Origin of the sequence: Psychroserpens luteolus, assembly GCF_021032705.1 — a bacterium.
GTDB classification, from domain to species: Bacteria; Bacteroidota; Bacteroidia; order Flavobacteriales; family Flavobacteriaceae; genus Psychroserpens; species Psychroserpens luteolus.
In genome coordinates this window covers 321,855-345,343 of record NZ_JAHVXI010000002.1, presented here as the reverse complement: position 1 = coordinate 345,343, position 23,489 = coordinate 321,855, and the positions used below count along the sequence as shown (strand labels likewise).

Genomic DNA, 23,489 nt, shown 5'->3' with positions numbered 1-23,489 from the left:
TACAATGCGTACCAATAATTCAAAAGTAAAGAACACAATCATATCAGTATATTTTGTATTGATACTTCTTGCTGTGCTTTTTGCGACTGTCTTTAGGGCGTTTAGTGAAGTCACTGATAACCCAACGCTTACTTTTTTTATTATTGTTTTTGGGTTTGTGATGCTTTTAGTTTTAGTACATTACATTTCAAAATATTTTGAGTATGATAGTGATGGTGTTAAAGTAGTGGTAATTAATCGAGGGCTGCTGCTTTCAGAAAAATACAATTATAGAGAGCGTAAATTAGAATTTGAAAAAGAACGATTATATGCGTTTAAGTTTAGAAACTATATCGTTTATAAAACACTTACATTTTATCTTAGAGATAGTCGTGGTAGAAAAACCAAGCAGTCCTTTAATGTAACTCTGGTTCCTCGAAAAAAACGGCGCTATATCAGGCAGTCTCTAAGTAAAATTATTAAAATGAATAAAAACAAGAAAGATTAATGAGCGAAGATAATACTGATATCATTGATAATCAAGATGAACCACAAGAAAGCATTACCAGAGTTACTGGTATGTATAAAGATTGGTTTTTAGATTATGCATCTTATGTAATTCTCGAAAGAGCAGTTCCTGCAATTGAAGACGGCTTCAAGCCTGTGCAACGTCGTATTATGCATTCTATGAAAGATTTAGATGACGGTCGATATAATAAGGTTGCAAATATAGTTGGTCATACCATGCAGTACCATCCTCATGGTGACGCTAGTATTGCTGATGCTATGGTTCAGATTGGTCAAAAAGACCTTCTTATCGACACGCAAGGAAACTGGGGAAACATACTTACAGGTGATAGCGCTGCTGCTTCTCGTTATATCGAAGCACGTATTTCTAAGTTTGGATTGGACGTGGTTTATAATCCAAAAATTACACAATGGCAAGCAAGTTATGATGGTCGACGTAAAGAACCAATCAATCTTCCAGTGATGTTTCCTTTACTTCTAGCTCAAGGCGGAGAAGGTATTGCTGTAGGATTGTCAACCAAAATATTGCCCCATAATTTTATAGAACTTATAGATGCTTCTATTAAACACCTTAAAGGAAAACGTTTTACTATTGTTCCAGATTTCCCAACAGCTGGTATTGCTGATGTATCTAATTATAATGACGGACTTCGAGGAGGAAAGGTTCGCGTACGTGCTAAGATCTCCCAATTAGACAAAAACACGTTGGTTATTACCGAAATCCCTTTCGCTACAAACACATCGTCTTTGATTGATTCTATTCTGAAAGCAAATGACAAAGGAAAGATTAAGATTAAAAAAATCGAAGATAATACTGCTGCAGATGTAGAGATTTTGGTGCATTTACCTAGCGGTATTTCACCAGACAAAACAATAGATGCGCTTTATGCATTCACCAATTGTGAAACTTCAATTTCGCCTCTAGGTTGTGTGATTGAAGATAATAAACCGTTGTTTATTGGTGTTTCTGAAATGTTGAGACGTTCAACAGATAATACAGTTCAACTTCTGAAAAGTGAATTGGAAATTAAACTTGGTGAGTTTGAAGAGCAATGGCATTTTGCATCTTTAGAGCGTATTTTTATTGAAAACCGAATTTATCGTGATATTGAAGAAGAAGAAACTTGGGAAGGTGTGATTCAAGCTATAGATAAAGGGTTGAAGCCTCATGTGAAGCATCTTAAACGCGAAATTACAGTCGACGACATTACACGTCTAACCGAGATTAGAATTAAACGTATTTCAAAATTTGATATTGACAAGGCGCAACAAAAAATTGATGCGCTTGAAGATCAAATTGATGAGGTTAAACATCATTTGGCTAACCTTATCGATTATGCTATTTCCTATTTTCAACGTTTAAAAAAGGATTATGGCGATGGTCGTGAGCGTAAAACAGAAATTAGAACATTTGAAGATGTAGATGCAACTAAAGTTGTGATTAGAAACACAAAACTATATGTCAATAGAGCAGAAGGCTTCATAGGGACATCGCTTAGAAGAGATGAATATGTTTGCGATTGTAGTGATATTGATGATATTATAGTGTTTACTCAGGAAGGTAAAATGATGGTGACTAAAGTGGGAAGTAAAACCTTTGTTGGGAAAGATATTATACATGTTGCTGTCTTTAAAAAGAAAGATAAACGTACTATCTATAATTTGATTTATCGCGATGGGAGTAAAGGGCCAACTTATGTGAAGCGTTTTGCGGTGACGTCTATGACAAGAGATAAAGAATATGACCTTACTAACGGATCAAAAAGTTCTAAGTTATGGTACTTTTCTGCAAACCCAAATGGAGAAGCTGAGGTTATCACAGTCCATTTGCGCCAAGTAGGAAGTATTAAAAAGCTTAAATGGGACTTAGATTTTGCTGATGTATTAATTAAAGGTAGAGCTTCAAAAGGTAACCTGGTAACGAAGTATTCGGTTAAGAAAATAGAACTCAAAGAAAAGGGAGTTTCGACATTGAAACCGCGTAAAATATGGTTTGATGATACAGTGCAACGACTTAATGTTGACGAGCGTGGAGAATTGATAGGTGAATTTAGAGGAGAAGATAGATTGCTTATAATTACACAGTCTGGTGTTGTAAAAACGATTTTGCCAGAGTTAAGTACGCATTTTGATGATGATATGATTGTATTGGAAAAATGGATTCCGAAGAAGCCTATCTCTGTCGTATACTACAATGGAGAAAAGGAAATGTACTATGTTAAACGCTTTCTTATAGAGAATGAAGGTAAGGAAGAATCTTTTATTTCAGACCATCCAGACTCTCAATTAGAAATCGTTTCTACAGATTGGAAGCCAATGGCTGAAATAGAATTTAAAAAAGAACGTGGAAAAGATAGAAAGGATAACGAAGAGATTAATCTCGAAGAATTTATTGCAATAAAAGGAATTAATGCTTTAGGTAATCAATTGACGAAAGAGAAGATCAACCAAGTCAATCTATTGGAGCCATTACCATATGAAGCGCCTGAGGAGATTCCAGCGGTAGAAATTGAAGTGATTGATGAAACTGTAGAACCTTCTGATACGAAGTCTGCTTCTGATGAAAAACCTGAAGATAATCCTAAAAAGGATACTGAAGACGATGAGGGACAGATTACTTTGTTTTAATTGATAGTTATCATTTTATAGGATTTGAATACTTCAGTAATTTGATTTTTAGTGACAGTTGTGTAAGTTGAAAAGTTAGTTTTAACATTTTTTAACTGACCGATTGTATGTATTTGATTTTTTTGCCGTTGTAACAACAACCTATTAACTATTAATCATTATGAAGCATAATATCATAGTTGCTTTATGTATACTTTTTTCTGTATCGGCATTTTCTCAAGAATGGATTACAGATTTTGACACAGCTAAATCTTCAGCTCAAGAAGAAAATAAAAAAATAGTGCTGGTTTTTCAAGGATCAGACTGGTGTGCGCCTTGTATCAAATTAGATAAAGAGATATGGCATACGGATGAATTTGAAAATTACGCCAAAGATCATTTTATAATGCTTAAAGCTGACTTTCCAAAACGAAAGAAAAATGCATTATCTCAATCTCAGCAAGAACACAATAATAAATTAGCTGAAACTTATAATAAAAATGGATATTTCCCTTTTGTTGTCGTTCTGGATGCTAAAGGGAATAAGTTAGGAGCTACTGGTTATAAAAAAATGTCGCCTTCCGATTATATAAAAATTTTAGAGTCTTTTAAATTATAATATTTTGAAAAAGATCTCAATACTACTCTTTTTACTTCTCACACAATTTTGTGTTCAAGGACAAATCACACATAAACGTACTTTAAAGCTTATGGGTAGCCGATTTGATATTACAGTAGTGGCAAAAGATACTATTCAGGCAAATCAATATATTGATTTAGCTGTCTTGGAAATAACGAGAATTGAAAAACTGATTTCCTCATGGGATATAAAATCTCAAACTTCCGAAATTAATAGAAATGCTGGTTTAAAACCAGTTGTAGTAGATAAAGAGTTGTTTGATTTAATTCAACGCTCATTATCTATCTCTAAACTAACAGATGGCGCCTTTGATATTTCTTATGCTTCAATGGATAAAATTTGGAAGTTTGATGGAAGTATGAAGCAAATGCCTTCAAAAACAGATATAAAAGCGTCAGTTGAAAAAGTTGGATACGAAAATGTAGTATTGAATTCTGATAATTCTTCAGTTTTTTTAAAAGAAAAAGGAATGAAGATTGGCTTTGGAGCCATAGGGAAAGGTTATGCAGCAGATAAAGCCAAATCTCTTTTGAAATCCAAAGGAGTAGCCTCGGGAATTATAAATGCTTCGGGAGACATGAATACTTGGGGTAAACAGGTAAGTGGAGACGAATGGAACGTGGCAATCACTAACCCATTAGACAAAGCCAAAGCTTATGCGCTGTTACCTATATCTAATGGAGCAGTAGTGACTTCGGGTAATTACGAGAAACACGTCACGTTTAACAATAAGCGTTATTCTCATATTATAGATCCTAGAACCGGTTATCCATCATCGGGAATTATAAGTGTTACTGTATTTGCTCCAAAAGCCGAGTTAGCCGATGCGTTAGCAACTTCGGTATTTGTTATGGGAATAGATGTAGGTCTAAATAGGGTAAATCAATTGCAAAATATAGAGTGCATTATCATCGATGATAATGGTAATCTCTTTACATCAAATAATATAAAAATCAAATCAGATGATTAAAAAAGCATTATTACTCGTTATGTCGATATCATTTTTAACGTCTTGTGTGGCAGTAAAAGAATATGAAAAAGTAAACCTTAATGATCCTGATATGGTTTTGGCCGACAGGAAATCGGATAGAAATATATTAACAGCTCATTCTTATAGAGAAGCAGCGTCTGGTGCTAATGGAGGAAAAACCGGAGGCGGCTGTGGTTGCAATTAAATAATTAAATAAAACAGAAATTTGAAAAAAGGAAGTTTGATTGTTCTTGCCATATGTTCATTTCAATTTGTATTTGGACAATCTCAAGATTCTACGCAAGTTTATAAAAAGAGAGTTTTGGAGACTACTGAAGTTGATTTTCTGTCGAGTTATTATACTCAAGATGGAGATAATGCTGCTGTAAGTGGTGGAATTGGGACAGAAGAACTTACAGATGTTACAGCAACATTTATAGTGTCTATTCCATTAAATGACGATGATATATTAACAATAGATGCAGGTGTTTCTGCTTATACGTCGGCATCTTCAAGTAACGTTGGTCCTTTTGATGTAGATAGTGGAGCTGATCCATTTGTTGCTAGCTCAGGAGCTTCTAAAGGTGATGTTTGGACTAATATAACAGGATCTTATAGCCATAGTTCTGATGATAGAAATGACATTTGGTCTGCTAAGCTTTCTATATCTGCAGAATATGATTATTTCTCAATAGGAGTTGGAGGGAGTTATACAAAACTTTTTAATGAAAAAAATACTGAAATTAGTATTAATGGAAATGTTTATATAGATACTTGGAATGCCCTTTACCCAACAGAGTTAAGGCCGTTTCAAGAAGGCGGTGAAGGCTTAAATAGCAGTTTGTTCAACCAAAATATAGTTACAGGAAACTCTAATTATAATCCAAATTTCACAATTTTTGATAATGAAGGTCGTAACTCCTATGCCTTGGGTTTTGGGTTTTCTCAAATACTATCCAAAAACCTTCAAGGGTCTATTGCACTTGATTTAGTTATGCAAGACGGGCTGTTATCTACACCTTTTCAGCGTGTTTATTTTAGTGATATAGAAGATTCATTTATTGATAATTTTCATCTCGCTGATGATATAGAGCGTTTACCAGACTCTAGATTTAAAATCGCATTGGGAGGACGATTAAATTATTATATAGATGAAACATTTGTGTTAAGAACGTTTTATCGCTATTATACCGATGATTGGGGAATTAAGTCTCATACTACTAGTGTTGAACTTCCTATAAAAATAAGTGATAAATTCACCTTGTATCCATCCTATCGCTTTTATAATCAAACAGCAGCAGATTATTTCAATATTTATGAAGGGCATTTGTCTACAGATGAGTTCTATACATCAGATTATGATTTATCTAAGTATAGTGCGAATCAGTTTAGTTTTGGAGCTTCGTATACAGATATTTTTACAAAACTTCATATATGGAAACTCGGACTAAAGAGTATCGACTTGAAATACACCTATTATGATAGAGATAATAGCTTAAGTTCAAGTATTATAACGACAGGCTTTAAGTTTATAATGGACTAGTCTGTTTTTGTTTTTTTCTTGTTCTTCTTCTGTGCCTTTTTATTGAGCCTGTAATTCAAAAACTCTACAAATAAAGAGAAAGCGATAGCAAAATAGAGATAACCTTTAGGTATTGCGCCAACCTTATTTCCAAAGAACTCTGTATTCGATAAGTGAGCAGCTTCGGTAATTAGCATAAAACCTATTAATATTAAAAAGGCTAGTCCTAACATTTGAATACTCGGATTGGTATCTATAAAGCGACGTATAGGATTTGCAAAAGCAATCATAATCACAATAGAGATCATTACAGCAATAATCATTAATACTAAGGTGTAATTTTGATTAGGATGCAGCCCATTGGTCATTCCTACTGCTGTAAGGATAGAATCTATGGAAAAAATAAAATCAATAATGAGTATTTGCACCAATGCGTTAGATAAAGATTTAATTGTCTTTCCTTTCACCTGGTCTTCATCATGCTCTGGATCTGTAACTTTTTCTCTAATTTCAGAAGTACTTTTATAAATCAAAAATAAACCACCAATAAACAAAATTAGGGCTTGCCAACTAATATGCAGCTGGAGCCAGTTGTTCTCAATAGTATAAAAAGGTTTAGACAAACCAACAAGAAAAGAGACAAAAAACAGAAGAATAACGCGTTGCACTAAAGCTAGGATTAGCCCTATATTTGTGGCTTTGCTTCTCTGATTCTCCGGAAGTTTATTAGCTGCAATAGAAATAAATACAATATTATCTATTCCTAAAATTATCTCTAAAAATGTCAAAGTTAACAATGCAATTATAGCATCACCAGTTAATAAAAATTCTAACATGTTATTTTATCTTTTTTGCAATGCCTTTTTCTACACGTTGCTTTTTAAAATCCTCTTTTACAGCTAATTTATACTCAAAAGTATAAGAATCTTCAGTTGTGCTCAATATTTTAAAATGAATAGCTTTCTGCTCTTCCTTATTTTTGGGGTGTAACTCTTTCTGAATAAATTCACAATCATTAATCCATCGTATGGATGCGGAATCAATTTTATTGTCAAAATAATCGATGTTATAATCTTTAGTCCTAACAAATGTGCCTGTCTTTTCAATACCATCAATTATGTAAGTGAATTCAAAGGTTCCGGTTTTAAAGTCGGTACAATTGCGCTCAGCTTCATAGCAATTTAGAAAAAATAATGGCAGAAGAAGAAGTAACCAGTGTCGCATAATTTGAGTTTTGTACAAAATTACAAAATGGAACATGATTTATGAGACATATTAGAATAATCAGGTATTAAAAAAATAGCTAGCAGATTTATGACTGCTCAAAATTCTTAAATGTACCATCCTTATAAAATATGACTATGCGTTCTATTGATTTATCGTCGGGTTTAGAAATTTGAGGAATTTCTAAGACCGCATTTTTTTCAACTTCGGAAATGGGATGAGAAGATGCTTTGTTTTTTTTAGATGGGAAATTTCCTTTGCCATTCATTAGCCAGTATAATTCCACTTCAGGAAAGGAGGAGAGTACTTTTAAAACAAAATCTAAACTTGGCTTATTTCGACCAGATAATATATGAGAAATACTAGAGCGTTGGACGCCTATTTTTTCTGCAAAAGAAGATGCCGATTCTCCGTAAAAATCGATGACTTTTTGAAGTCGTTTTGTAAATTCTTCGTTGTTGATCATTGTAAACCTTAAAGTTTAATTATGTAACGTTACAAATGTAAATAAAATTGTAAACTCTAAAGATAAAGAACTAATAATAATATATTATATATAAAACTTAAACTTTACTTAAATTGATTTAATTATCTGAATATTAATTATTTGATGCTAATAAATATTTTTTATTGCATTTTCTTCAATTAACATTTAGGTATAAGAGGTAAATTGTATACAAATATCAACAAATGAAACTGTAATTGGATATTTCGTGTGTTTACAATTGTAAATTAACAAATGTTTACCTTTGTGATTGGTAATTTGTAAATATGCAGTTAGAAACTCTTAAAACATTATTCAAAACACACAAAGAAAAGTTGCTTTTTGGACGCTATATTCACCATGGTTTTATAGCGCCTTTACTTAAGAAATTTGATAAAAATTTTAGCATTGATTTGGTTGGGACTTCTGTGAATTCATTACCTGTTTATACAATTACTTTGGGGCATGGAGACAAAAAGGTTTTAATGTGGTCTCAAATGCATGGCAACGAAAGCACAACAACCAAGGCAATTTTTGATATGCTCAATGCTTTTGCTGAGAACACTTTTGATTTGGATTTAATTTTGGAGCAATGTACTATTAAAATAATTCCAATTTTAAACCCTGATGGAGCTTTAGCTTATACGAGACATAATGCAAATGATATAGATTTAAATCGTGATGCTCAAGACTTATCCCAGCCTGAAAGCAGGGTGTTGCGTTCTGTTTTTGAAAAATTTAAACCGCATTTTTGCTATAATTTACATGGACAACGAACAATCTTTAGTGCTGGGCATACGAATAAATCGGCAACAGTATCCTTTCTAGCTCCAGCACAAGATGCTGAGCGTACAGTTACGTCATCCAGAATGGTAGCTATGGAGATTATTACTGTAATGAATAAGAATCTCCAATTGCAGATTAAAGATCAGGTTGGTATATATGATGACGGATTCAATATTAACTGTGTAGGCGATACATTTCAAGCTAAAGATGTGCCAACGGTGTTATTTGAGGCTGGTCATTTTACAAATGACTATATGAGAGAGCAAACGCGAGAATTCATGTTTCAGTCATTACTAGTGTCACTATCTTACATTGCGAACAATGTAGTAAACGGACATAAATATGCGACCTATTTAGATATTCCAAAAAACGAAAAGTTGTTCTATGACATTATTATTAGAAATACTAGCGGATTGGATGTGGCTGTTCAATTTCATGAAAGGCTAGTGGGTGGTGAGGTGAAATTTATCCCTAAAATTGAAAAAATCTCAGATTTAAGCGATTTTAATGCACATAAAGAGCTCAATGCTAATGGATATCAAGTATTCGGAGAGAATAATACTACAATTTCCGAGGGCAACGAAAACGATTTCGTAGTCATAAATAATGAAAAATTCTTATTAAAACCGTAAAAAAGTCCATTTTTAATGCAGTATCTTTAAGGAAATTGCATTATTTTTGTATAATATTTATAAAAAAGTAAGAAAATGGCGAAATTTAAATTAGATGAAATTGATCATCAAATTTTAGATATGTTAATCGATAATACGAGAATTCCTTTTACGGATATTGCTAAAAAATTAGTGATCTCGGCAGGAACTGTGCATGTAAGAGTTAAAAAAATGGAAGAAGCTGGTATTATCAGAGGCTCGTCTTTAACTCTAGATTACCAAAAGCTTGGGTATTCATTCATAGCTTATGTTGGTGTGTTTTTGAATAATACATCTCAAACGAAATTTGTTTTAGAGCGTATTGCTCAGATACCTTATGTAACTGTTGCGCACATCACTACTGGTAAGTTCAATATTTTCTGTAAGGTGAGAGCAAAGAACACGTCTCATGCAAAAGATATTATCTTTATGCTAGACGATATTGAAGGAATTTACAGAACAGAGACTATGATTTCTCTAGAAGAAAGTATTAACGACAAGAAGCGTTTAATGCATACTATTTTTAATGAACTATAACTATTTTAACATTTATAAAATTAACCCTTTGTCATGTATTTGATGAAGGGTTTTTTGTTGCATTTAAATTCTAAACACCATAATTATGACTAAAGATGACTTATTAAAAAGTGAATATAACCCTTATTATCAAACCTATATAGAAAAGGCAGATTCATCTCATTTAAATGAAGGTTTAAAAGATAATGGTAATGCTACAATTGCTTTTTTAGAGTCTATTCCAGAGGACAAACTGGAATATAGATATGCTGAAGGGAAGTGGACTGTAAAAGAGATTATACAGCATTTAATTGATACAGAACGCGTATTTACTTATAGAGCGCTTGGTATTGCTAGAGGCGATAAAACTTTATTCCCTGGTTTTGATCAAGATGAGTATGCAGCCAGTTGTAATGCAAACAATCGCTCGATATATAGTTTAATGAATGAGTATAAAGCTGTTCGATTAGCTACTATTAATTTATTTGATGGCTTTACTGAAGAGATGCTTGCTAAAATTGGAACAGCGAGCAATAGTAATTTATCTCCACGGGCTGTGGCATTTATTGTTACTGGACATGAGAACCATCACTGTGACGTTATTAAAGAACGATACTTATAAAAAAAAAGCCACTTCAAACGAAGTGGCTTTTTAAATATAGTCTTAGATTGATTTTAGAATCTATATCTAATTCCGAGTGCAATATCGAAATCTAAATCATCTCTAAAGTCGCCAAAACCAAGTTCTGGCCTAGCATCAAGAGATAATTGTAGCGGAATGTCAAAATTGTATTCAATACCAATATCTCCAGCTACGAATATAAACGTTTCACTGTCATCAGCACCATTAGGAACATTGTCGAAACTGTATGATCCAACACCGCCACCAGCACCTGCATACCAGTTAAAAGCGCCATCAATATTCCAAACCCATTGATAAAGTCCAGCAAGCTTAAAGCCATCATAATTATTCCCGCTTCTTAAACCGAGATCTAACTCTAAACGATTGTTATCTCCAAGGGCTCTTTGGTATGAAATTTCAGCGCCAAAACCATCACTGTCTCCTAAACGAAGACCAATAGCGTTATCTGCAATGTCTTGTGCATTTACGGTTGTAAAGCCAATTAAAGCTAATGCTAATAAAAATAATTTTTTCATAAAATTTAAGTTTTTGTTGTTATTAATTAATTACGAATGAAAGTCAAATAAAGACGTTTGCTTTCTTTTTCGGATTAACTTTACAAAAATAACGCCAAAAAACAGGTTTTATTAAATTTCTTTTTAGTTTTATAAACATAGTTATTCATATATGATAATCAATTCACAGCTACAAGTATTGTCTTCTCAATTAGATGGTGAGTTGCATTTTGATGACTTGACAAAAACACTTTATGCGACTGATGCTTCGGTATATAGAATGATGCCGTTAGCTGTTGCGCTTCCTAAAACTAAAGCAGATATAAAATGCCTCATTGACTTTGCTAGAGTGTATAATACATCACTTATTCCAAGAACAGCAGGCACGTCACTTGCTGGTCAGTGTGTAGGGAACGGTATTGTAGTTGATGTCTCTAAATATTTTAATAAAATAGTCGATATCAACGAAAAAAAGCGCACTGTTACAGTGCAACCTGGAGTTGTAAGAGATGAGTTAAATAACTATTTAAAGCCTTTTGGTTTATTTTTTGGTCCTAATACGTCTACCTCTAATCGGTGTATGATTGGAGGCATGGTTGGCAATAATTCTTCTGGGACAACATCTATAAAATATGGTGTAACTAGAGATAAGGTATTGGCGCTTGATGTGATTTTAAGTGATGGGAGTGAGGCGGTGTTTTCGAGTGTGTCAATGGAAAGTTTTCAAGAGAAAATGAGATCAAGTACATTGGAAGGGCAGATTTATAAAACAATATATTCTGAATTAAAAGAAGAGCACATTCAAAAACAAATAAAAGACAATTTTCCTAAACCTCAAATACATCGTAGAAATACTGGTTATGCTATAGATGAGTTGTTGAAAAATGAAATATTTGATACGTCTCCTGATGCTTTTAATATGTGTGCTTTATTGTCGGGAAGTGAAGGAACATTAGCATTTACTACACAAATCACACTGCAATTGGATGAGCTTCCTCCTTCAAAAAATGTAATGATTGCTGCACATTTCGAATCTATAGAAAGTTGTTTGGATGCAGTTTCATTGGTCATGAATCATGATTTGTACACCTGTGAAATGCTGGATAAAACCATTTTGGATCTTACAAAGTATAATACAAAGCAACAGGCTAATCGTCAGTTTTTGGAAGGAGATCCAGAGGCTATATTGATGTGCGAATTGAGGTCTGATAATGAAGAGGAGTTGAAAAGGTTGTCTCAATCGCTAATTGTTGACCTGCAGGACTCTAATTTATCTTACGCTAATGTATTGCTTGAAGAAGCCATGATCGATAGGGCTAACGATTTACGAAAAGCGGGATTAGGTTTATTGGGAAATATGATAGGTGATGAGAAGACAGCTGCTTGTATTGAAGATACAGCAGTGGCATTAGAAGATTTGTCCAGTTATATCAAGGCGTTTTCTGAATTAATGAAAAAGTATGATCAGAAACCAGTCTATTATGCACATGCAGGAGCGGGAGAACTACATTTAAGACCAATACTCAATTTAAAGAAAAAAGCAGATGTTGTGTTGTTTAGAGAGATAACTACAGATGTTGCTCATTTGGTAAAGCGTTATAATGGTTCTATGAGTGGAGAACACGGAGACGGTATTGTACGTGCCGAGTTTATTCCAATGATGATTGGCGAGTCTAATTATGAAATTTTAAAACGTATCAAGTCTATATTTGATCCTGAAAACATCTTTAATCCAGGAAAGATTATTGATGCATTTCCAATGGATGAGTCACTACGTTATGAGCCTGGTCGTCAAGAACCAGAAATTGAAACGGTTTTAGATTTCTCGAAGTCTTTAGGGATATTGCGAGAAGTTGAGAAGTGTAATGGGTCTGGTGATTGTAGGAAACTACCTGAATTTGGCGGAACAATGTGTCCGAGTTATCGTGCTACAAGAAATGAAAAAGATACAACTAGAGCAAGAGCTAATGCTTTACGTGAATTTTTGACGCACTCAGAAAAAGCTAATAGATTTAATCATGATGAGTTAAAAACAGTTTTTGATTTGTGTTTGAGTTGTAAGGCCTGTGTTAGTGAATGCCCAAGTAGTGTTGATGTCGCTAGTTTGAAAACTGAGTTTCAATATCAATATCAAAAAGCTAATGGTGTAAGTTGGCGTACAAAGCTCTTTGCATATAACAATCGTTTAAACAAATTTGGAAGTCACTTTCCATGGGTAACGAATTTTATATTTTCGAATGTATTGACGTCTTTTATTCTGAAAAAAATCTTCGGAATTTCGAAGAAAAGAACCTTGCCATTATTATCAAGTAAAAATTTATATAAAGAACTTCAAAGTTCTAAAAATGAATTAAATAATAGTAATTATATAAAGACAATTTATTTGTTTAATGACGAATTCACAAACTATTTAGATACCTCGATTGGGATTGATGCTATCACCTTGTTAAAAGGTCTTAATTACGAAATAAAAATTATTGAACATCATGAATCTGGTCGAGCATTTTTATCAAAAGGATTATTAGATCAGGCTAAAGGTTTTGCTAACAAAAATGTGTCTTTATTTAAAGAGTTAATTTCAGAAGACACACCACTTGTTGGGATAGAACCTTCGGCTATTCTTACGTTTAAAGATGAATATTTAAGATTAGCCGATGATAAAGAGTCCGCCGAACACCTCGCAAAACACACATTTTTGATAGAAGAGTTCATTCAACAAGAAATAAAACTTGGCAATATTAGCTCAGATCAGTTTACATTAGAACATAAGACTATAAAATTTCATGGACATTGTCACCAGAAAGCCTTGGCAAATCAAATGTCTAGTTTTGCGGCTTTGAACTTACCTAAAAACTATAAAGTGACTATCATTCCTAGTGGTTGCTGTGGTATGGCTGGAAGTTTTGGTTATGAAAAAGAGCATTATGAAGTGAGTATGAAGATAGGAGAGCAGACCTTGTTTCCTGTGATTAGAAATGCAAACAAGAATATTATCATTTCTGCTAATGGGACAAGTTGTAGGCATCAAATTAAAGATGGAACAGGACGTGAGGCTTTACATCCTATTACTATTTTGAGGCGAGCATTGATTTGATTAATTAATTCAAATAGAGTTGTGATAATTTCTGTAATTATCAAGCAATCAGTAAATTGTTTAGCTGTTGTTATATGTTTTTTCTATGGAAATTAAAGGCTTTATGAAATTCTGTTTTTGTTTCTCTATTTTTAGAATTACATTAGCGTAAAATCTAAGTCTATGGCAGGAAATTCCTTTGGAAAAATTTTTAAATTATCCACCTTTGGTGAGTCTCATGGTATTGCTATTGGAGGTGTAATTGATGGATGTCCTGCAGGATTAAAATTAGATTTAGATGCGATTCAAGCAGAAATGGATCGCCGAAAGCCTGGTCAATCTGACATCGTGACACAGCGCAAAGAGCCTGATAGTGTTGAGTTTTTATCCGGAATTTTTGAAGGCCAAACTACAGGAACTCCAATTGGATTTATTATTAGAAATACAAATCAAAAATCTAAAGACTATTCGCATATCAAGGATGTCTATCGACCAAGTCATGCCGATTACACGTATGAAAAAAAATATGGCGTGCGTGATTATAGAGGTGGTGGACGTAGTTCAGCGCGAGAAACTGCATGTCGCGTTGTTGCTGGAGCAATTGCAAAGCAACTGCTAAGTACAATTAAGATTAACGCTTACACATCTTCGGTTGGTGATTTGTTTTTAGAAAAACCGTATCAGGATTTAGATTTTTCTAAAATTGAAAGTAATAGCGTACGCTGCCCAGATGAGACTACTGCCGAACAGATGATTTCTAAAATAAAGGCCATTAGAAAAGAAGGTGATACTATTGGAGGTACTGTGACTTGCGTACTTCAAAATGTGCCTATTGGTTTAGGCGAACCTGTTTTTGATAAATTGCATGCCGATTTAGGTAAAGCCATGCTTTCTATTAACGCGGTTAAAGGTTTTGAATATGGCAGTGGCTTTTGTGGCGCGAAAATGAAAGGAAGCGAACATAATGACCTATTCAATGAAGACGGAACGACAACAACCAATTTGTCTGGTGGTATTCAAGGTGGAATTAGCAATGGTATGGATATTTACTTTAGAGTAGCCTTTAAACCAGTAGCAACTATTATTCAAAAACAAGAAACTTTAAATAGTTCTGGAGACTTAGTAGAAATGCAGGGTAAAGGTAGGCATGATCCTTGCGTAGTGCCTAGAGCTATTCCAATAGTGGAAGCTATGGCTGCACTAGTCTTGGCCGATTTTTATTTACTGAATAAACTCTATAATTAAACAAAATAACTACTTTTTCCTTTGGAAAAAGCTAAATACTACATATGAAAAAACTAGCATTACACTGGAAAATAATAATTGGAATGGTTTTAGGAATCATCTTTGGTTTTATTATGAATTCTGTAGGAGGAAAAGATTTTGTGACCAATTGGATTTCACCTTTTGGTACTATTTTTATTAATTTATTGAAATTAATTGCCATTCCTTTAATATTAGCATCGCTTATCAAAGGGATATCTGATCTTAAAGATATTTCCAAGATTAAATCCATGGGATTACGTACAATAATCATCTATATAGGAACAACATTGATTGCCATCGTCATTGGATTGTCTATTGTGAACACCGTACAGCCAGGTACAGGAATGTCAGAGGAAACTATAGCTAAGATTAAAATGAAATACGAAAATGATGCTGGTGTCTTAGATAAGTTAGAAAAAGCCTCTGCCACAAAAGATGCTGGGCCATTGCAAGCTTTAGTCGATATTTTTCCTAGCAATATTTTCACGTCATTCGCAGAAGCTAAAATGCTTCAAGTGATTTTCTTTGCTCTGTTTGTTGGAATTTGTTTGTTATTAATTCCTGAAGAAAAAGCCAAACCATTGGTGAAATTTTTTGACTCGCTCAATGAGGTCGTTATGAAAATGGTAGACCTTATCATGTTGTTTGCACCTTATGCCGTTTTTGCATTAATGGCTAATGTTATTATTGCTTTTGACGATACTGAAATTCTCTTAAAACTGCTTAATTACGCACTTTGCGTAGTAATTGGTTTAGCCTTGATGATTGTATTTTATCTTATTCTTGTAAAGGTGTATACCAAAAAATCTCCTCTTTGGTTTTTAAATAAAATTTCTCCAGCTCAGCTTTTAGCATTTTCAACTAGTAGTAGTGCAGCAACGCTTCCGGTAACTATGGAACGTGTCGAAGAGCATATTGGTGTTGACAAAGAAGTGTCTGGGTTTGTATTACCTGTTGGAGCTACTGTAAATATGGATGGTACCAGTTTGTATCAAGGTATTGCTGCTGTTTTTATTATGCAAGTCATTTGGCCTGAGGGCTTAACTTTTACCAATCAGTTAGTGATTATCGCTACAGCGTTGTTAGCGTCTATTGGTAGTGCCGCTGTGCCTAGTGCAGGAATGGTAATGTTAGTGATTGTATTAGAATCTATTGGGTTTCCAGCAGAATTATTACCAATCGGATTGGCACTTATTTTTGCAGTTGATAGACCATTAGATATGTGTAGAACAGTTGTAAATGTAACTGGTGATGCAACAGTTTCTATGATGGTTGCTAAATCATTAGACAAGTTGCATGACCCACAACCTAAAGAATGGGATGATCATTATGAAGCCGTGAAATAGTTTTAAGAATAGATTATTCTTTTTAAATTTATAATATCCAACCAAAATAATTGACTATGAATGTTTGTTTTATCATGTATCCTTGGGAACAAATAGATCCTGAAAACGATACAAGTTTAGCTTTAATAAAAGAATGTGTTAAAAGAGGTCATGGTGTTGCTACATGTACACCAGCTAACTTAACTATTAGAGATAGTGTTACTAATGCATTTTGTACGGTTATTAATCGTATGGAAAAAGTGCCATCAACATTAAAAGCTTTTTACAATAAAGCAACCCTAAGAGAAGAAATGTTACCGCTTGCTGGTTTTGATGCTATTTTCTTTAGAGCTAATCCGCCACTAGACCCAATAATGCTTAATTTTTTGGATTCAGTAAAAGATGATGTGTTTATAGTGAATTCATTGCAAGGTATGCGTGAGGCAAATAACAAATTGTATACTGCTGCTTTTGGTGATGCTCATAGTAATATCATTCCAAATACACATGTATCAAAAAACAAAAACTATCTCATACAGCAAATTAAGGAATCTAAAGCTGATAAAATGATCTTAAAGCCTTTAAATGGCTTTGGAGGCTCTGGTGTGATACTTATTGAAAAATCGGCAATGAGTAATATTAATTCATTATTAGACTTTTATATCACGAGTGGTGATGGCACATCAAACTATGTGATTCTTCAAGATTATATTGAAGGCGCCGATCAAGGTGACGTTAGAATTTTGTTACTTAATGGAGAACCAGTTGGAGCTATGAAACGTGTTCCTGGTACTGATGATCATCGTTCTAATGTATCAGCAGGTGGTTCGGTTCAAAAGCACTCATTGACCAAAGCTGAAAAAGCATTGTGTAAGCAAATAGGTCCAAAATTGGTTAAAGACGGTTTATATTTCGTTGGAATTGACGTTATAGGCGGAAAACTCGTAGAGGTTAATGTGATGTCTCCAGGCGGAATTACATATATCAACAAAGTCTATAAGAATAAGGTTAAAGTTGAAGAGCGCGTTATTGATTTTCTTGAAAGTAAAGTAGTCGATCAATTACAAGCATTTGACAGACGTACACGTTTAAGAAAAACTGTTGAGGATGCCTAATGCCAGTCGATTAGTTTCGACTATTGTAAGTTGTGAGTGGTTGTTTCAAAATCAGCATATAGAGGAACTTGTTATTCTAGATGCTCGAGTTTTAAAAGCTGATGATTTCACCTCACAAACTTATATTCCAAACTCAAGATATTTTGATATTAAAGGGAAATTCAGTGATCAAGACGATGAATTTCCTAATGCATTTCCATCGCAAGAACAGTTTGAACGAGAGGCCAGAAACCTAGGCATAAATAACAATTCCTTGATTGTTGTTTATGATGATAAAGGTATATATTGGAGTCCGAGAGTATGGTGGCTATTCAAGTCATTTGGATTCAATAATATTGCTGTATTAGATGGAGGGCTTCCAGAATGGGAACGTCATAACTATAACACAATAAATTCATTAGCCATATCGCATTGGGAAGAAGGGGATTTTAAAGCCAAATTTCAGCAAGATAAAATGCGCTTTTTTCATCACATACTTAACATCGCTAGAGATGAGAACTGTGGTATCCTAGATGCGCGTTCAGAAGACCGCTTTAAAGGGATTGCTCCTGAGCCTAGAATTGGCTTGCGAAGCGGAACTATTCCTAATTCGGGCAATCTTCCGTATACCAAATTATTGAATGGTAATTGCTTAAGGCCTGAAGAAGAATTAAAAGCTATTTTTAAATCTTTTGATATTGCGAATAGATCCTTGACCTTTTCTTGTGGTTCTGGGATTACAGCTTGTATTTTGGCTTTAGCCGCGGACATTTCTGGGTATCAAAACATATCGGTTTATGATGGCTCGTGGACAGAATTTGGAACATTAACTAAATAGTTTTACATGCAAAATATAATGCTATATATGTGTTTTTTGTGATATTATTAGTAGCTTTATTTTTGTATAAGCTTTAAGAAGAATCTTGACGATTCTCATTTTAATTTTGAAAACGTTTTATATGAGTTCAACTTAAATAACAGATAAGACGATGGCACACACTAATTGGACAAAGCAAGAACTAGTAGCCTATATTTTATTATATGTGGCGCATTCTGATCTAAAAGAAACACAGCAAGAACACGATTATATCTTATCTCGTGTAGATAAAGAGACGTATAAGCACATCAAAACCGAATTTGAAAGTGATAACGATTATCAGAGTATTACTAAAATTGTGGATGCTGTAAATACAGAATCTACTTATAGTGATCATCCTGATGCCCTTTTTGCCGACATCAAATTGATGGCTTTTGCAGACGGTCGAATGGATCAAATGGAACATGCTATATACAATAGCTTAAAAAGAATATTAAGTTAGATTTTATGGAGCGCTTACCAATTCAAACCATCATTGAGAATATCAATACTGAAAAATGCTTTCACGCTGTGGCAGAGGATTATTCATTCACAATCAAAATAGATGACTATGTTCACTATGCTTGTGGAGCAGTGCATGACGGACATCAATTTAGAAAAGAGCTTTGGGACAATTGTATACATACAGACTATGAGCGTTGGTATGAGGAAGATCCTGAAACAAAAAACATGGTAAAATCTCATCCTATTGTCATTGCAGGTTGTGATTCTCGTTTTGAATACGACCTAAACAGAGCACCCAAAGATGCCGTTTTTGATACAGCTTGGGGAAAACAGTTATGGTATGAGCCACTTTCCGAAGAGAAAAAACAAAAGAGCTTGCTAAAGCATGAGAATTTCTATAAGGTTGTTCACGCCTTAATCACTAAGCTCGAAGCGAAATTTGGTGTGGCTATAGTTTATGATATGCATAGTTACAATTGGAAACGTTGGGATCGAGAAGTACCAACGTGGAATTTAGGAACTTCTAATGTAGATAACGATAGATTTGGAGCCGATATCGAACAATGGAGGAAACGATTATCAGAGATGATTTTGCCTCATGAAATTAAATCGACCTCAAAAATCAATGACACGTTTCAAGGAAATGGATATTTCTTGAAATTTATAACGAAAAACTTTCAAAATACCTTAGTTTTGGCAACTGAGATTGCAAAGGTTTACTGTGATGAATACAATTATGTTATGTATCCAGAAGTTGTTGCAAGTGTTGAAGAACAGTTGAGAACAAGATTACCAGAGCATGCCGCAAATTTTTATAAAAAGCACGCTTAACAATGCCACAAATTACAAGTACAGACGAATACCAAGATCTATTTGATATTGATGCTAATTTAAATCGATTAGTAAAGAAGATAGAGGTACTTAATTATATTAATCCGTTGAATATCCAACGCGAGAAAAAACAATTCTTTTCTTCAAAGTTTACCTACGACCCCGTATTTAAATACCCGAAAATGAAATTTAACGGTTATAAATTGCATCGTCTATTCTTTTCTCAAAGACTGGAACGCATAACCGATGATGATATTAGACAGTTGTATGAAGATGTAATCTATGAATATTCTGGGTTGATAGAATGTATTGAAACCATTAACCAAGGGCGTAAATTCTACTTTAATAGTCTCAAGAGTTTTGGTACACCAACAGAGAAAGATATTGATAATGCTAAATTTATCTTGCGCTTTGATGATAGTGATTTTGATGAGGAGATGTTACCTATGTATTCGGCGACCGACGCCGTAGATTATTTTAAGGAGTATTCTAAGCGTTATGATTTTGATTACAATATCAAGTTGTCTACCAACCTTTCGGCTGCAGCTATGGTCTTAAACCATTCACAAACTTTGGTGTTACATAAAAATCATAAATTCAGTAAAAATCAATTAAAGGTTTTAACCAACCATGAAGTTGGTGTGCACATGGTTACGACGTTTAACGGATTGGCGCAACCATTAAAGGTATTCTCAAATGGGTTTCCAAATAACGTAGAAACCCAAGAAGGCTTAGCAGTGTATTCAGAATACATGTCTGGATGTTTAACTATGAAGCGTCTTAAAGAACTGGCATATCGCGTCATAGCTGTAGATACACTTAATAAAGGTTATAGCTTTGCTGATACGTTTGATTTACTTTACAGTCAATACAAACTCAATAGAGATAAGGCGTTTTCAATAACACTTAGAGTGCATAGAGGAGGAGGCTTTACTAAAGATCATCAATATCTAACAGGGATCAATCGTGTTTATAATTATGCGAAGCAAGGTGGTGATCTTGATATTCTTCTCACAGGAAAAGTGAGTTTAGATTATATAGATACCATTAAAAAGCTTCAAGATCTCGGGTTGGCGATCTCTTCAAAGTATTATACAGATTCTTACATCAACAACGATAACTCTAATAAGAACTTGGACTTTATTTTAAAGAGCTTGAAATAAAAGCCTTAAAGTCAACATTTCTAATCTGAGGTTTTAATTCTGAAACTTCTTTATTGTTAGACCTTCACATTAAAGAAGAACTTGATCTGTTCCTAACTAACTGAAGTCAGGCTCAAGCTGATACTGTCACTTTAAGGCTTTATTCATCTATAAATTAACCCGCTTATACTTTGGATATTTTATGATATAGGAGAAACTAAATGTCTCTTTGTTGTTTGCTGGCATATTGACAGTCCATTTTAAGATGCCTTTTTTATCATCATATTCAGAATTACCAGTTTCTATATCATCAATCTTGATCTCTTTGTTTTGACTAATTGGAATTCTATCATATAATATCAAGTCTATAGCTGAAGATTTATTATTTTTTAATTCAATGTCATAATGCTTAGAAATGATTTTGTTGCTACCAATGAAGGCATTCTTTTTAAAATCTGTTGGTTGCGTGCGTTTAACAACCACATTTGGATCAACACCTAAAGAGATGGTGAGTTCTTCGGTTGTGCTTTGTGGATTGATATTAGTTTTTCCAGAATAGCTGCCTTCAAAGTATACATTGGCTTCGGCTGGCAATAAATTGTATTGTTCCCAATCATCAATTTTAGCGGTTAAAAACACGTTTTCGTTTAAAACAGGAGCGGCAAAATAGGCATAAGTTGCTGGCACCTCATAATCTTCGATTTCAATTACTGTCACATCACCATCACTTGGTATCGTGTATGATTTATTAATTTCAAAACGTGTATTGGTAATGCCTTCTTCTATGACATCACCATTAGAGGTGTAGTTTCCTTTTTTTGTTTCTACTACAATTACACCATTTGCGGCTCTATTACCATAAATAGAAGTCGCTCCCTCATCTTTTAGAACCTCCACAGATGCAATATCGTTAGGATTTAATCCGCGAAACCTAAAAGCATTTACTGGAACTCCATCAACAATAAATAAAGGTTGTACATTTTTATCTACCGAGGCCACTCCTCTTAATTGCACATATGCATTCGCATCAGGTTGCCCGGAATTGGAGGTAATGTTTAGACTAGGTAGTTGTCCGGACAATGTTTGTACAAAACCAGCATTTGGTCTGTTCTCTATAGTTTCGGCCGAAACCCTTTTTGTTGCGGCAGTATTTTTGCCGCCATAACCAACGATTACAACCTCTTCTAATGCACTAGCATCTGTGTCCATTACAACATTCATAATGCTAGAGTGAATGGGCAAGCTTTCAGTTTTCATACCAACAAATGAGTATACCAGCTCTTGACCTCCTTGAGTTTTAATAGAATACTTGCCATCAAAATCGGTTTGCGTACCATTGGTTGTTCCTTTTTCCATAACAGTTGTTCCAGGTAGAGGCAATCCGTCGTCGCTAGATGTCACAACGCCAGATACAGTTTTTACTAATGGATTGTATTTGTAATTGTAATTTTTTGTTGCTCTATTGCTGCGATAGTTGCTATTGGCACTAATGAAATTCAAGTATTTCGGATTCACATCTGGCTTGACATTATTCGTATTTGGATCACTTGTAGATAAGGTTAGTTTTACATTATCCCAATCATTTCCGGTGTTTTGATACACATGTGCTTTATAGACGAGTTGGATAGGTTCGTTTATTTTTTCGGCTTTAATATCGTAAATAGGAAACCATCCAGCGTTGCTAACATTATAGGTAATACGAAGTTTTAATTCGGTTTTGATATCAGAGTTGAGCTTGATTTTAATTTCACCTGTTTGTATTTTGTCATCAACATTAAGTTCGTTGAGTTGTTTTTTTAAATCTGAAATTTGTGCATTCAACTCCCTTTTTAATTTTTGAGAGGCATAAATTTTAGCTTTAATTTCGGTAGTTCGAGTTCTATAATATGTAGCAAAAGTTTTAAGTTTTTCTAAACTAACAACTTCATTGGTATTTCCAAGAACTCTGTTTTGTGTAATGAGGTATATTTCTTCGCTATATCCAGCAATAAGATGGTCTTGGGCTTGAACATCATCATAAATGACTTTAATTTCATTTTGAATACGTTCAACGTCTTCAGATCGATCTTGCTTTGATAAGTAATTGATGCCGTAATTGATAGATAGAATCGTAGCGTTGTCAAGGCCAGAAACTTGAATGCTACTTTCTTGGATGTTTGGCGATAATTTATCAAATACAAATTGGGTAGTACCAACTGGAAGTATAAGATCCGCAGTTCTTTCAATTTGTGCTCCGCTTAGATATACGGTCACTTTTTTAAGTTTTGATGGCGTGCCTTTTTCGGTATTAGCAAAGCTCAATGTGCTGATAAGAAATAAGAATAATACTAGCTGTTTCATGATATGGTTGTTTTATTTAAGGTAAAACTATATCATGTTTTTAAGGCAGAAAAT

The 23,489-nt window shown here is 34.0% G+C and carries 22 protein-coding genes; 17 read left to right on the top strand and 5 right to left on the bottom strand.

The features are described from left to right. Window positions 1-4 precede the first annotated feature (4 nt). The 6 genes from KWG70_RS07195 (at window position 5) to KWG70_RS07170 (ending at window position 6,267) form a co-directional block, all read left to right on the top strand. A complete protein-coding gene (locus tag KWG70_RS07195; RefSeq protein ID WP_230935320.1) occupies window positions 5-487 on the top strand; it encodes a hypothetical protein in 483 nt (160 codons plus the stop codon). Further along, window positions 487-3,135, top strand: a complete 2,649-nt coding sequence (locus KWG70_RS07190; RefSeq protein ID WP_230935319.1) for a DNA gyrase/topoisomerase IV subunit A — start codon at window positions 487-489, stop codon at window positions 3,133-3,135. Before KWG70_RS07195 ends, KWG70_RS07190 begins: the two co-directional genes overlap by 1 nt. Window positions 3,136-3,295: 160 nt before the next feature. Continuing rightward, complete coding sequence (locus tag KWG70_RS07185) at window positions 3,296-3,733, top strand: thioredoxin family protein (RefSeq protein WP_230935318.1); 438 nt, start codon at window positions 3,296-3,298, stop codon at window positions 3,731-3,733. Between the two features lies 1 nt (window position 3,734). Continuing rightward, window positions 3,735-4,724: an FAD:protein FMN transferase gene (locus KWG70_RS07180; protein ID WP_394801629.1), complete on the top strand. Its 990-nt coding sequence runs from the start codon at window positions 3,735-3,737 to the stop codon at window positions 4,722-4,724. Beyond that, on the top strand, window positions 4,717-4,929 hold the full coding sequence (locus KWG70_RS07175; protein WP_230935317.1) for a DUF4266 domain-containing protein: 213 nt from the start codon (window positions 4,717-4,719) through the stop codon (window positions 4,927-4,929). Before KWG70_RS07180 ends, KWG70_RS07175 begins: the two co-directional genes overlap by 8 nt. Window positions 4,930-4,950: 21 nt before the next feature. Next, window positions 4,951-6,267, top strand: a complete 1,317-nt coding sequence (locus tag KWG70_RS07170; protein WP_262910615.1) for a DUF3570 domain-containing protein — start codon at window positions 4,951-4,953, stop codon at window positions 6,265-6,267. Here KWG70_RS07170 and KWG70_RS07165 read toward each other — a convergent pair. From KWG70_RS07165 to KWG70_RS07155, 3 genes are all read right to left on the bottom strand, one after another. Then, on the bottom strand, window positions 6,264-7,082 hold the full coding sequence (locus tag KWG70_RS07165; RefSeq protein WP_230935316.1) for a TerC family protein: 819 nt from the start codon (window positions 7,080-7,082) through the stop codon (window positions 6,264-6,266). The genes KWG70_RS07170 and KWG70_RS07165 overlap by 4 nt on opposite strands. 1 nt (window position 7,083) lies before the next feature. After that, window positions 7,084-7,470, bottom strand: a complete 387-nt coding sequence (locus tag KWG70_RS07160; RefSeq protein WP_230935315.1) for a hypothetical protein — start codon at window positions 7,468-7,470, stop codon at window positions 7,084-7,086. Window positions 7,471-7,558: 88 nt separating this feature from the next. After that, window positions 7,559-7,936: a helix-turn-helix domain-containing protein gene (locus KWG70_RS07155; RefSeq protein ID WP_230935314.1), complete on the bottom strand. Its 378-nt coding sequence runs from the start codon at window positions 7,934-7,936 to the stop codon at window positions 7,559-7,561. 305 nt (window positions 7,937-8,241) lie between these two features. On the opposite strand from KWG70_RS07155, the gene KWG70_RS07150 reads away from it, so the two are divergent. The 3 genes from KWG70_RS07150 (at window position 8,242) to KWG70_RS07140 (ending at window position 10,528) form a co-directional block, all read left to right on the top strand. Continuing rightward, the gene (locus KWG70_RS07150; RefSeq protein ID WP_230935313.1) at window positions 8,242-9,372 is read left to right on the top strand and encodes a M14 family zinc carboxypeptidase; all 1,131 of its coding nucleotides are present in this window, start codon (window positions 8,242-8,244) and stop codon (window positions 9,370-9,372) included. 75 nt (window positions 9,373-9,447) lie between these two features. Further along, a complete protein-coding gene (locus KWG70_RS07145; protein WP_204345223.1) occupies window positions 9,448-9,927 on the top strand; it encodes an Lrp/AsnC family transcriptional regulator in 480 nt (159 codons plus the stop codon). 85 nt (window positions 9,928-10,012) lie between these two features. Next, a complete protein-coding gene (locus KWG70_RS07140) occupies window positions 10,013-10,528 on the top strand; it encodes a DinB family protein (RefSeq protein ID WP_230935312.1) in 516 nt (171 codons plus the stop codon). Between the two features lie 53 nt (window positions 10,529-10,581). On the opposite strand, the gene KWG70_RS07135 is transcribed toward KWG70_RS07140, so the two are convergent. After that, window positions 10,582-11,064 (bottom strand): hypothetical protein, encoded by a 483-nt coding sequence (locus KWG70_RS07135; RefSeq protein ID WP_230935311.1) that lies wholly within the window; start codon window positions 11,062-11,064, stop codon window positions 10,582-10,584. 151 nt (window positions 11,065-11,215) lie between these two features. Between KWG70_RS07135 and KWG70_RS07130 the strand changes: the two genes are divergently transcribed. The 8 genes from KWG70_RS07130 (at window position 11,216) to KWG70_RS07095 (ending at window position 21,116) form a co-directional block, all read left to right on the top strand. Then, window positions 11,216-14,137: an FAD-binding and (Fe-S)-binding domain-containing protein gene (locus KWG70_RS07130; protein WP_230935310.1), complete on the top strand. Its 2,922-nt coding sequence runs from the start codon at window positions 11,216-11,218 to the stop codon at window positions 14,135-14,137. A 162-nt stretch (window positions 14,138-14,299) separates the two neighbouring features. Next, window positions 14,300-15,361: a chorismate synthase gene (gene aroC, locus KWG70_RS07125; protein ID WP_230935309.1), complete on the top strand. Its 1,062-nt coding sequence runs from the start codon at window positions 14,300-14,302 to the stop codon at window positions 15,359-15,361. Window positions 15,362-15,405: 44 nt separating this feature from the next. After that, complete coding sequence (locus KWG70_RS07120) at window positions 15,406-16,728, top strand: dicarboxylate/amino acid:cation symporter (protein ID WP_230935308.1); 1,323 nt, start codon at window positions 15,406-15,408, stop codon at window positions 16,726-16,728. A 56-nt stretch (window positions 16,729-16,784) separates the two neighbouring features. Beyond that, window positions 16,785-17,822, top strand: a complete 1,038-nt coding sequence (gene gshB, locus KWG70_RS07115) for a glutathione synthase (protein ID WP_230935307.1) — start codon at window positions 16,785-16,787, stop codon at window positions 17,820-17,822. Then, entirely contained in the window at window positions 17,815-18,639 is an 825-nt protein-coding gene (locus KWG70_RS07110; RefSeq protein WP_230935306.1) for a sulfurtransferase, read from the top strand. Before gshB ends, KWG70_RS07110 begins: the two co-directional genes overlap by 8 nt. Before the next feature lie 151 nt (window positions 18,640-18,790). After that, window positions 18,791-19,120, top strand: coding sequence for a hypothetical protein (locus tag KWG70_RS07105; protein ID WP_230935305.1), 330 nt, complete (start codon window positions 18,791-18,793; stop codon window positions 19,118-19,120). A 5-nt stretch (window positions 19,121-19,125) separates the two neighbouring features. Beyond that, window positions 19,126-19,953 carry an N-formylglutamate amidohydrolase gene (locus KWG70_RS07100; RefSeq protein ID WP_230935304.1) on the top strand — a complete coding sequence of 276 codons (828 nt, stop codon included), beginning with the start codon at window positions 19,126-19,128 and terminating at the stop codon, window positions 19,951-19,953. A 2-nt stretch (window positions 19,954-19,955) separates the two neighbouring features. Then, window positions 19,956-21,116: a flavohemoglobin expression-modulating QEGLA motif protein gene (locus KWG70_RS07095; RefSeq protein ID WP_230935303.1), complete on the top strand. Its 1,161-nt coding sequence runs from the start codon at window positions 19,956-19,958 to the stop codon at window positions 21,114-21,116. Window positions 21,117-21,263: 147 nt separating this feature from the next. On the opposite strand, the gene KWG70_RS07090 is transcribed toward KWG70_RS07095, so the two are convergent. Next, window positions 21,264-23,435: a DUF4139 domain-containing protein gene (locus tag KWG70_RS07090; RefSeq protein ID WP_230935302.1), complete on the bottom strand. Its 2,172-nt coding sequence runs from the start codon at window positions 23,433-23,435 to the stop codon at window positions 21,264-21,266. Window positions 23,436-23,489 lie beyond the last annotated feature (54 nt).

Excerpts from the sequence above, each read along its gene's own strand:
- KWG70_RS07195 (WP_230935320.1), top strand. The coding sequence starts at position 5 with ATGCGTACCAATAATTCAAAAGTAAAGAACACAATCATATCAGTATAT.
- KWG70_RS07190 (WP_230935319.1), top strand. The coding sequence starts at position 487 with ATGAGCGAAGATAATACTGATATCATTGATAATCAAGATGAACCACAA.
- KWG70_RS07185 (WP_230935318.1), top strand. The coding sequence starts at position 3,296 with ATGAAGCATAATATCATAGTTGCTTTATGTATACTTTTTTCTGTATCG.
- KWG70_RS07175 (WP_230935317.1), top strand. The coding sequence starts at position 4,717 with ATGATTAAAAAAGCATTATTACTCGTTATGTCGATATCATTTTTAACG.
- KWG70_RS07165 (WP_230935316.1), bottom strand. The coding sequence starts at position 7,082 with ATGTTAGAATTTTTATTAACTGGTGATGCTATAATTGCATTGTTAACT.
- KWG70_RS07160 (WP_230935315.1), bottom strand. The coding sequence starts at position 7,470 with ATGCGACACTGGTTACTTCTTCTTCTGCCATTATTTTTTCTAAATTGC.
- KWG70_RS07155 (WP_230935314.1), bottom strand. The coding sequence starts at position 7,936 with ATGATCAACAACGAAGAATTTACAAAACGACTTCAAAAAGTCATCGAT.
- KWG70_RS07150 (WP_230935313.1), top strand. The coding sequence starts at position 8,242 with ATGCAGTTAGAAACTCTTAAAACATTATTCAAAACACACAAAGAAAAG.
- KWG70_RS07145 (WP_204345223.1), top strand. The coding sequence starts at position 9,448 with ATGGCGAAATTTAAATTAGATGAAATTGATCATCAAATTTTAGATATG.
- KWG70_RS07140 (WP_230935312.1), top strand. The coding sequence starts at position 10,013 with ATGACTAAAGATGACTTATTAAAAAGTGAATATAACCCTTATTATCAA.
- KWG70_RS07135 (WP_230935311.1), bottom strand. The coding sequence starts at position 11,064 with ATGAAAAAATTATTTTTATTAGCATTAGCTTTAATTGGCTTTACAACC.
- KWG70_RS07130 (WP_230935310.1), top strand. The coding sequence starts at position 11,216 with ATGATAATCAATTCACAGCTACAAGTATTGTCTTCTCAATTAGATGGT.
- aroC (WP_230935309.1), top strand. The coding sequence starts at position 14,300 with ATGGCAGGAAATTCCTTTGGAAAAATTTTTAAATTATCCACCTTTGGT.
- KWG70_RS07120 (WP_230935308.1), top strand. The coding sequence starts at position 15,406 with ATGAAAAAACTAGCATTACACTGGAAAATAATAATTGGAATGGTTTTA.
- gshB (WP_230935307.1), top strand. The coding sequence starts at position 16,785 with ATGAATGTTTGTTTTATCATGTATCCTTGGGAACAAATAGATCCTGAA.
- KWG70_RS07110 (WP_230935306.1), top strand. The coding sequence starts at position 17,815 with ATGCCTAATGCCAGTCGATTAGTTTCGACTATTGTAAGTTGTGAGTGG.
- KWG70_RS07105 (WP_230935305.1), top strand. The coding sequence starts at position 18,791 with ATGGCACACACTAATTGGACAAAGCAAGAACTAGTAGCCTATATTTTA.
- KWG70_RS07100 (WP_230935304.1), top strand. The coding sequence starts at position 19,126 with ATGGAGCGCTTACCAATTCAAACCATCATTGAGAATATCAATACTGAA.
- KWG70_RS07095 (WP_230935303.1), top strand. The coding sequence starts at position 19,956 with ATGCCACAAATTACAAGTACAGACGAATACCAAGATCTATTTGATATT.
- KWG70_RS07090 (WP_230935302.1), bottom strand. The coding sequence starts at position 23,435 with ATGAAACAGCTAGTATTATTCTTATTTCTTATCAGCACATTGAGCTTT.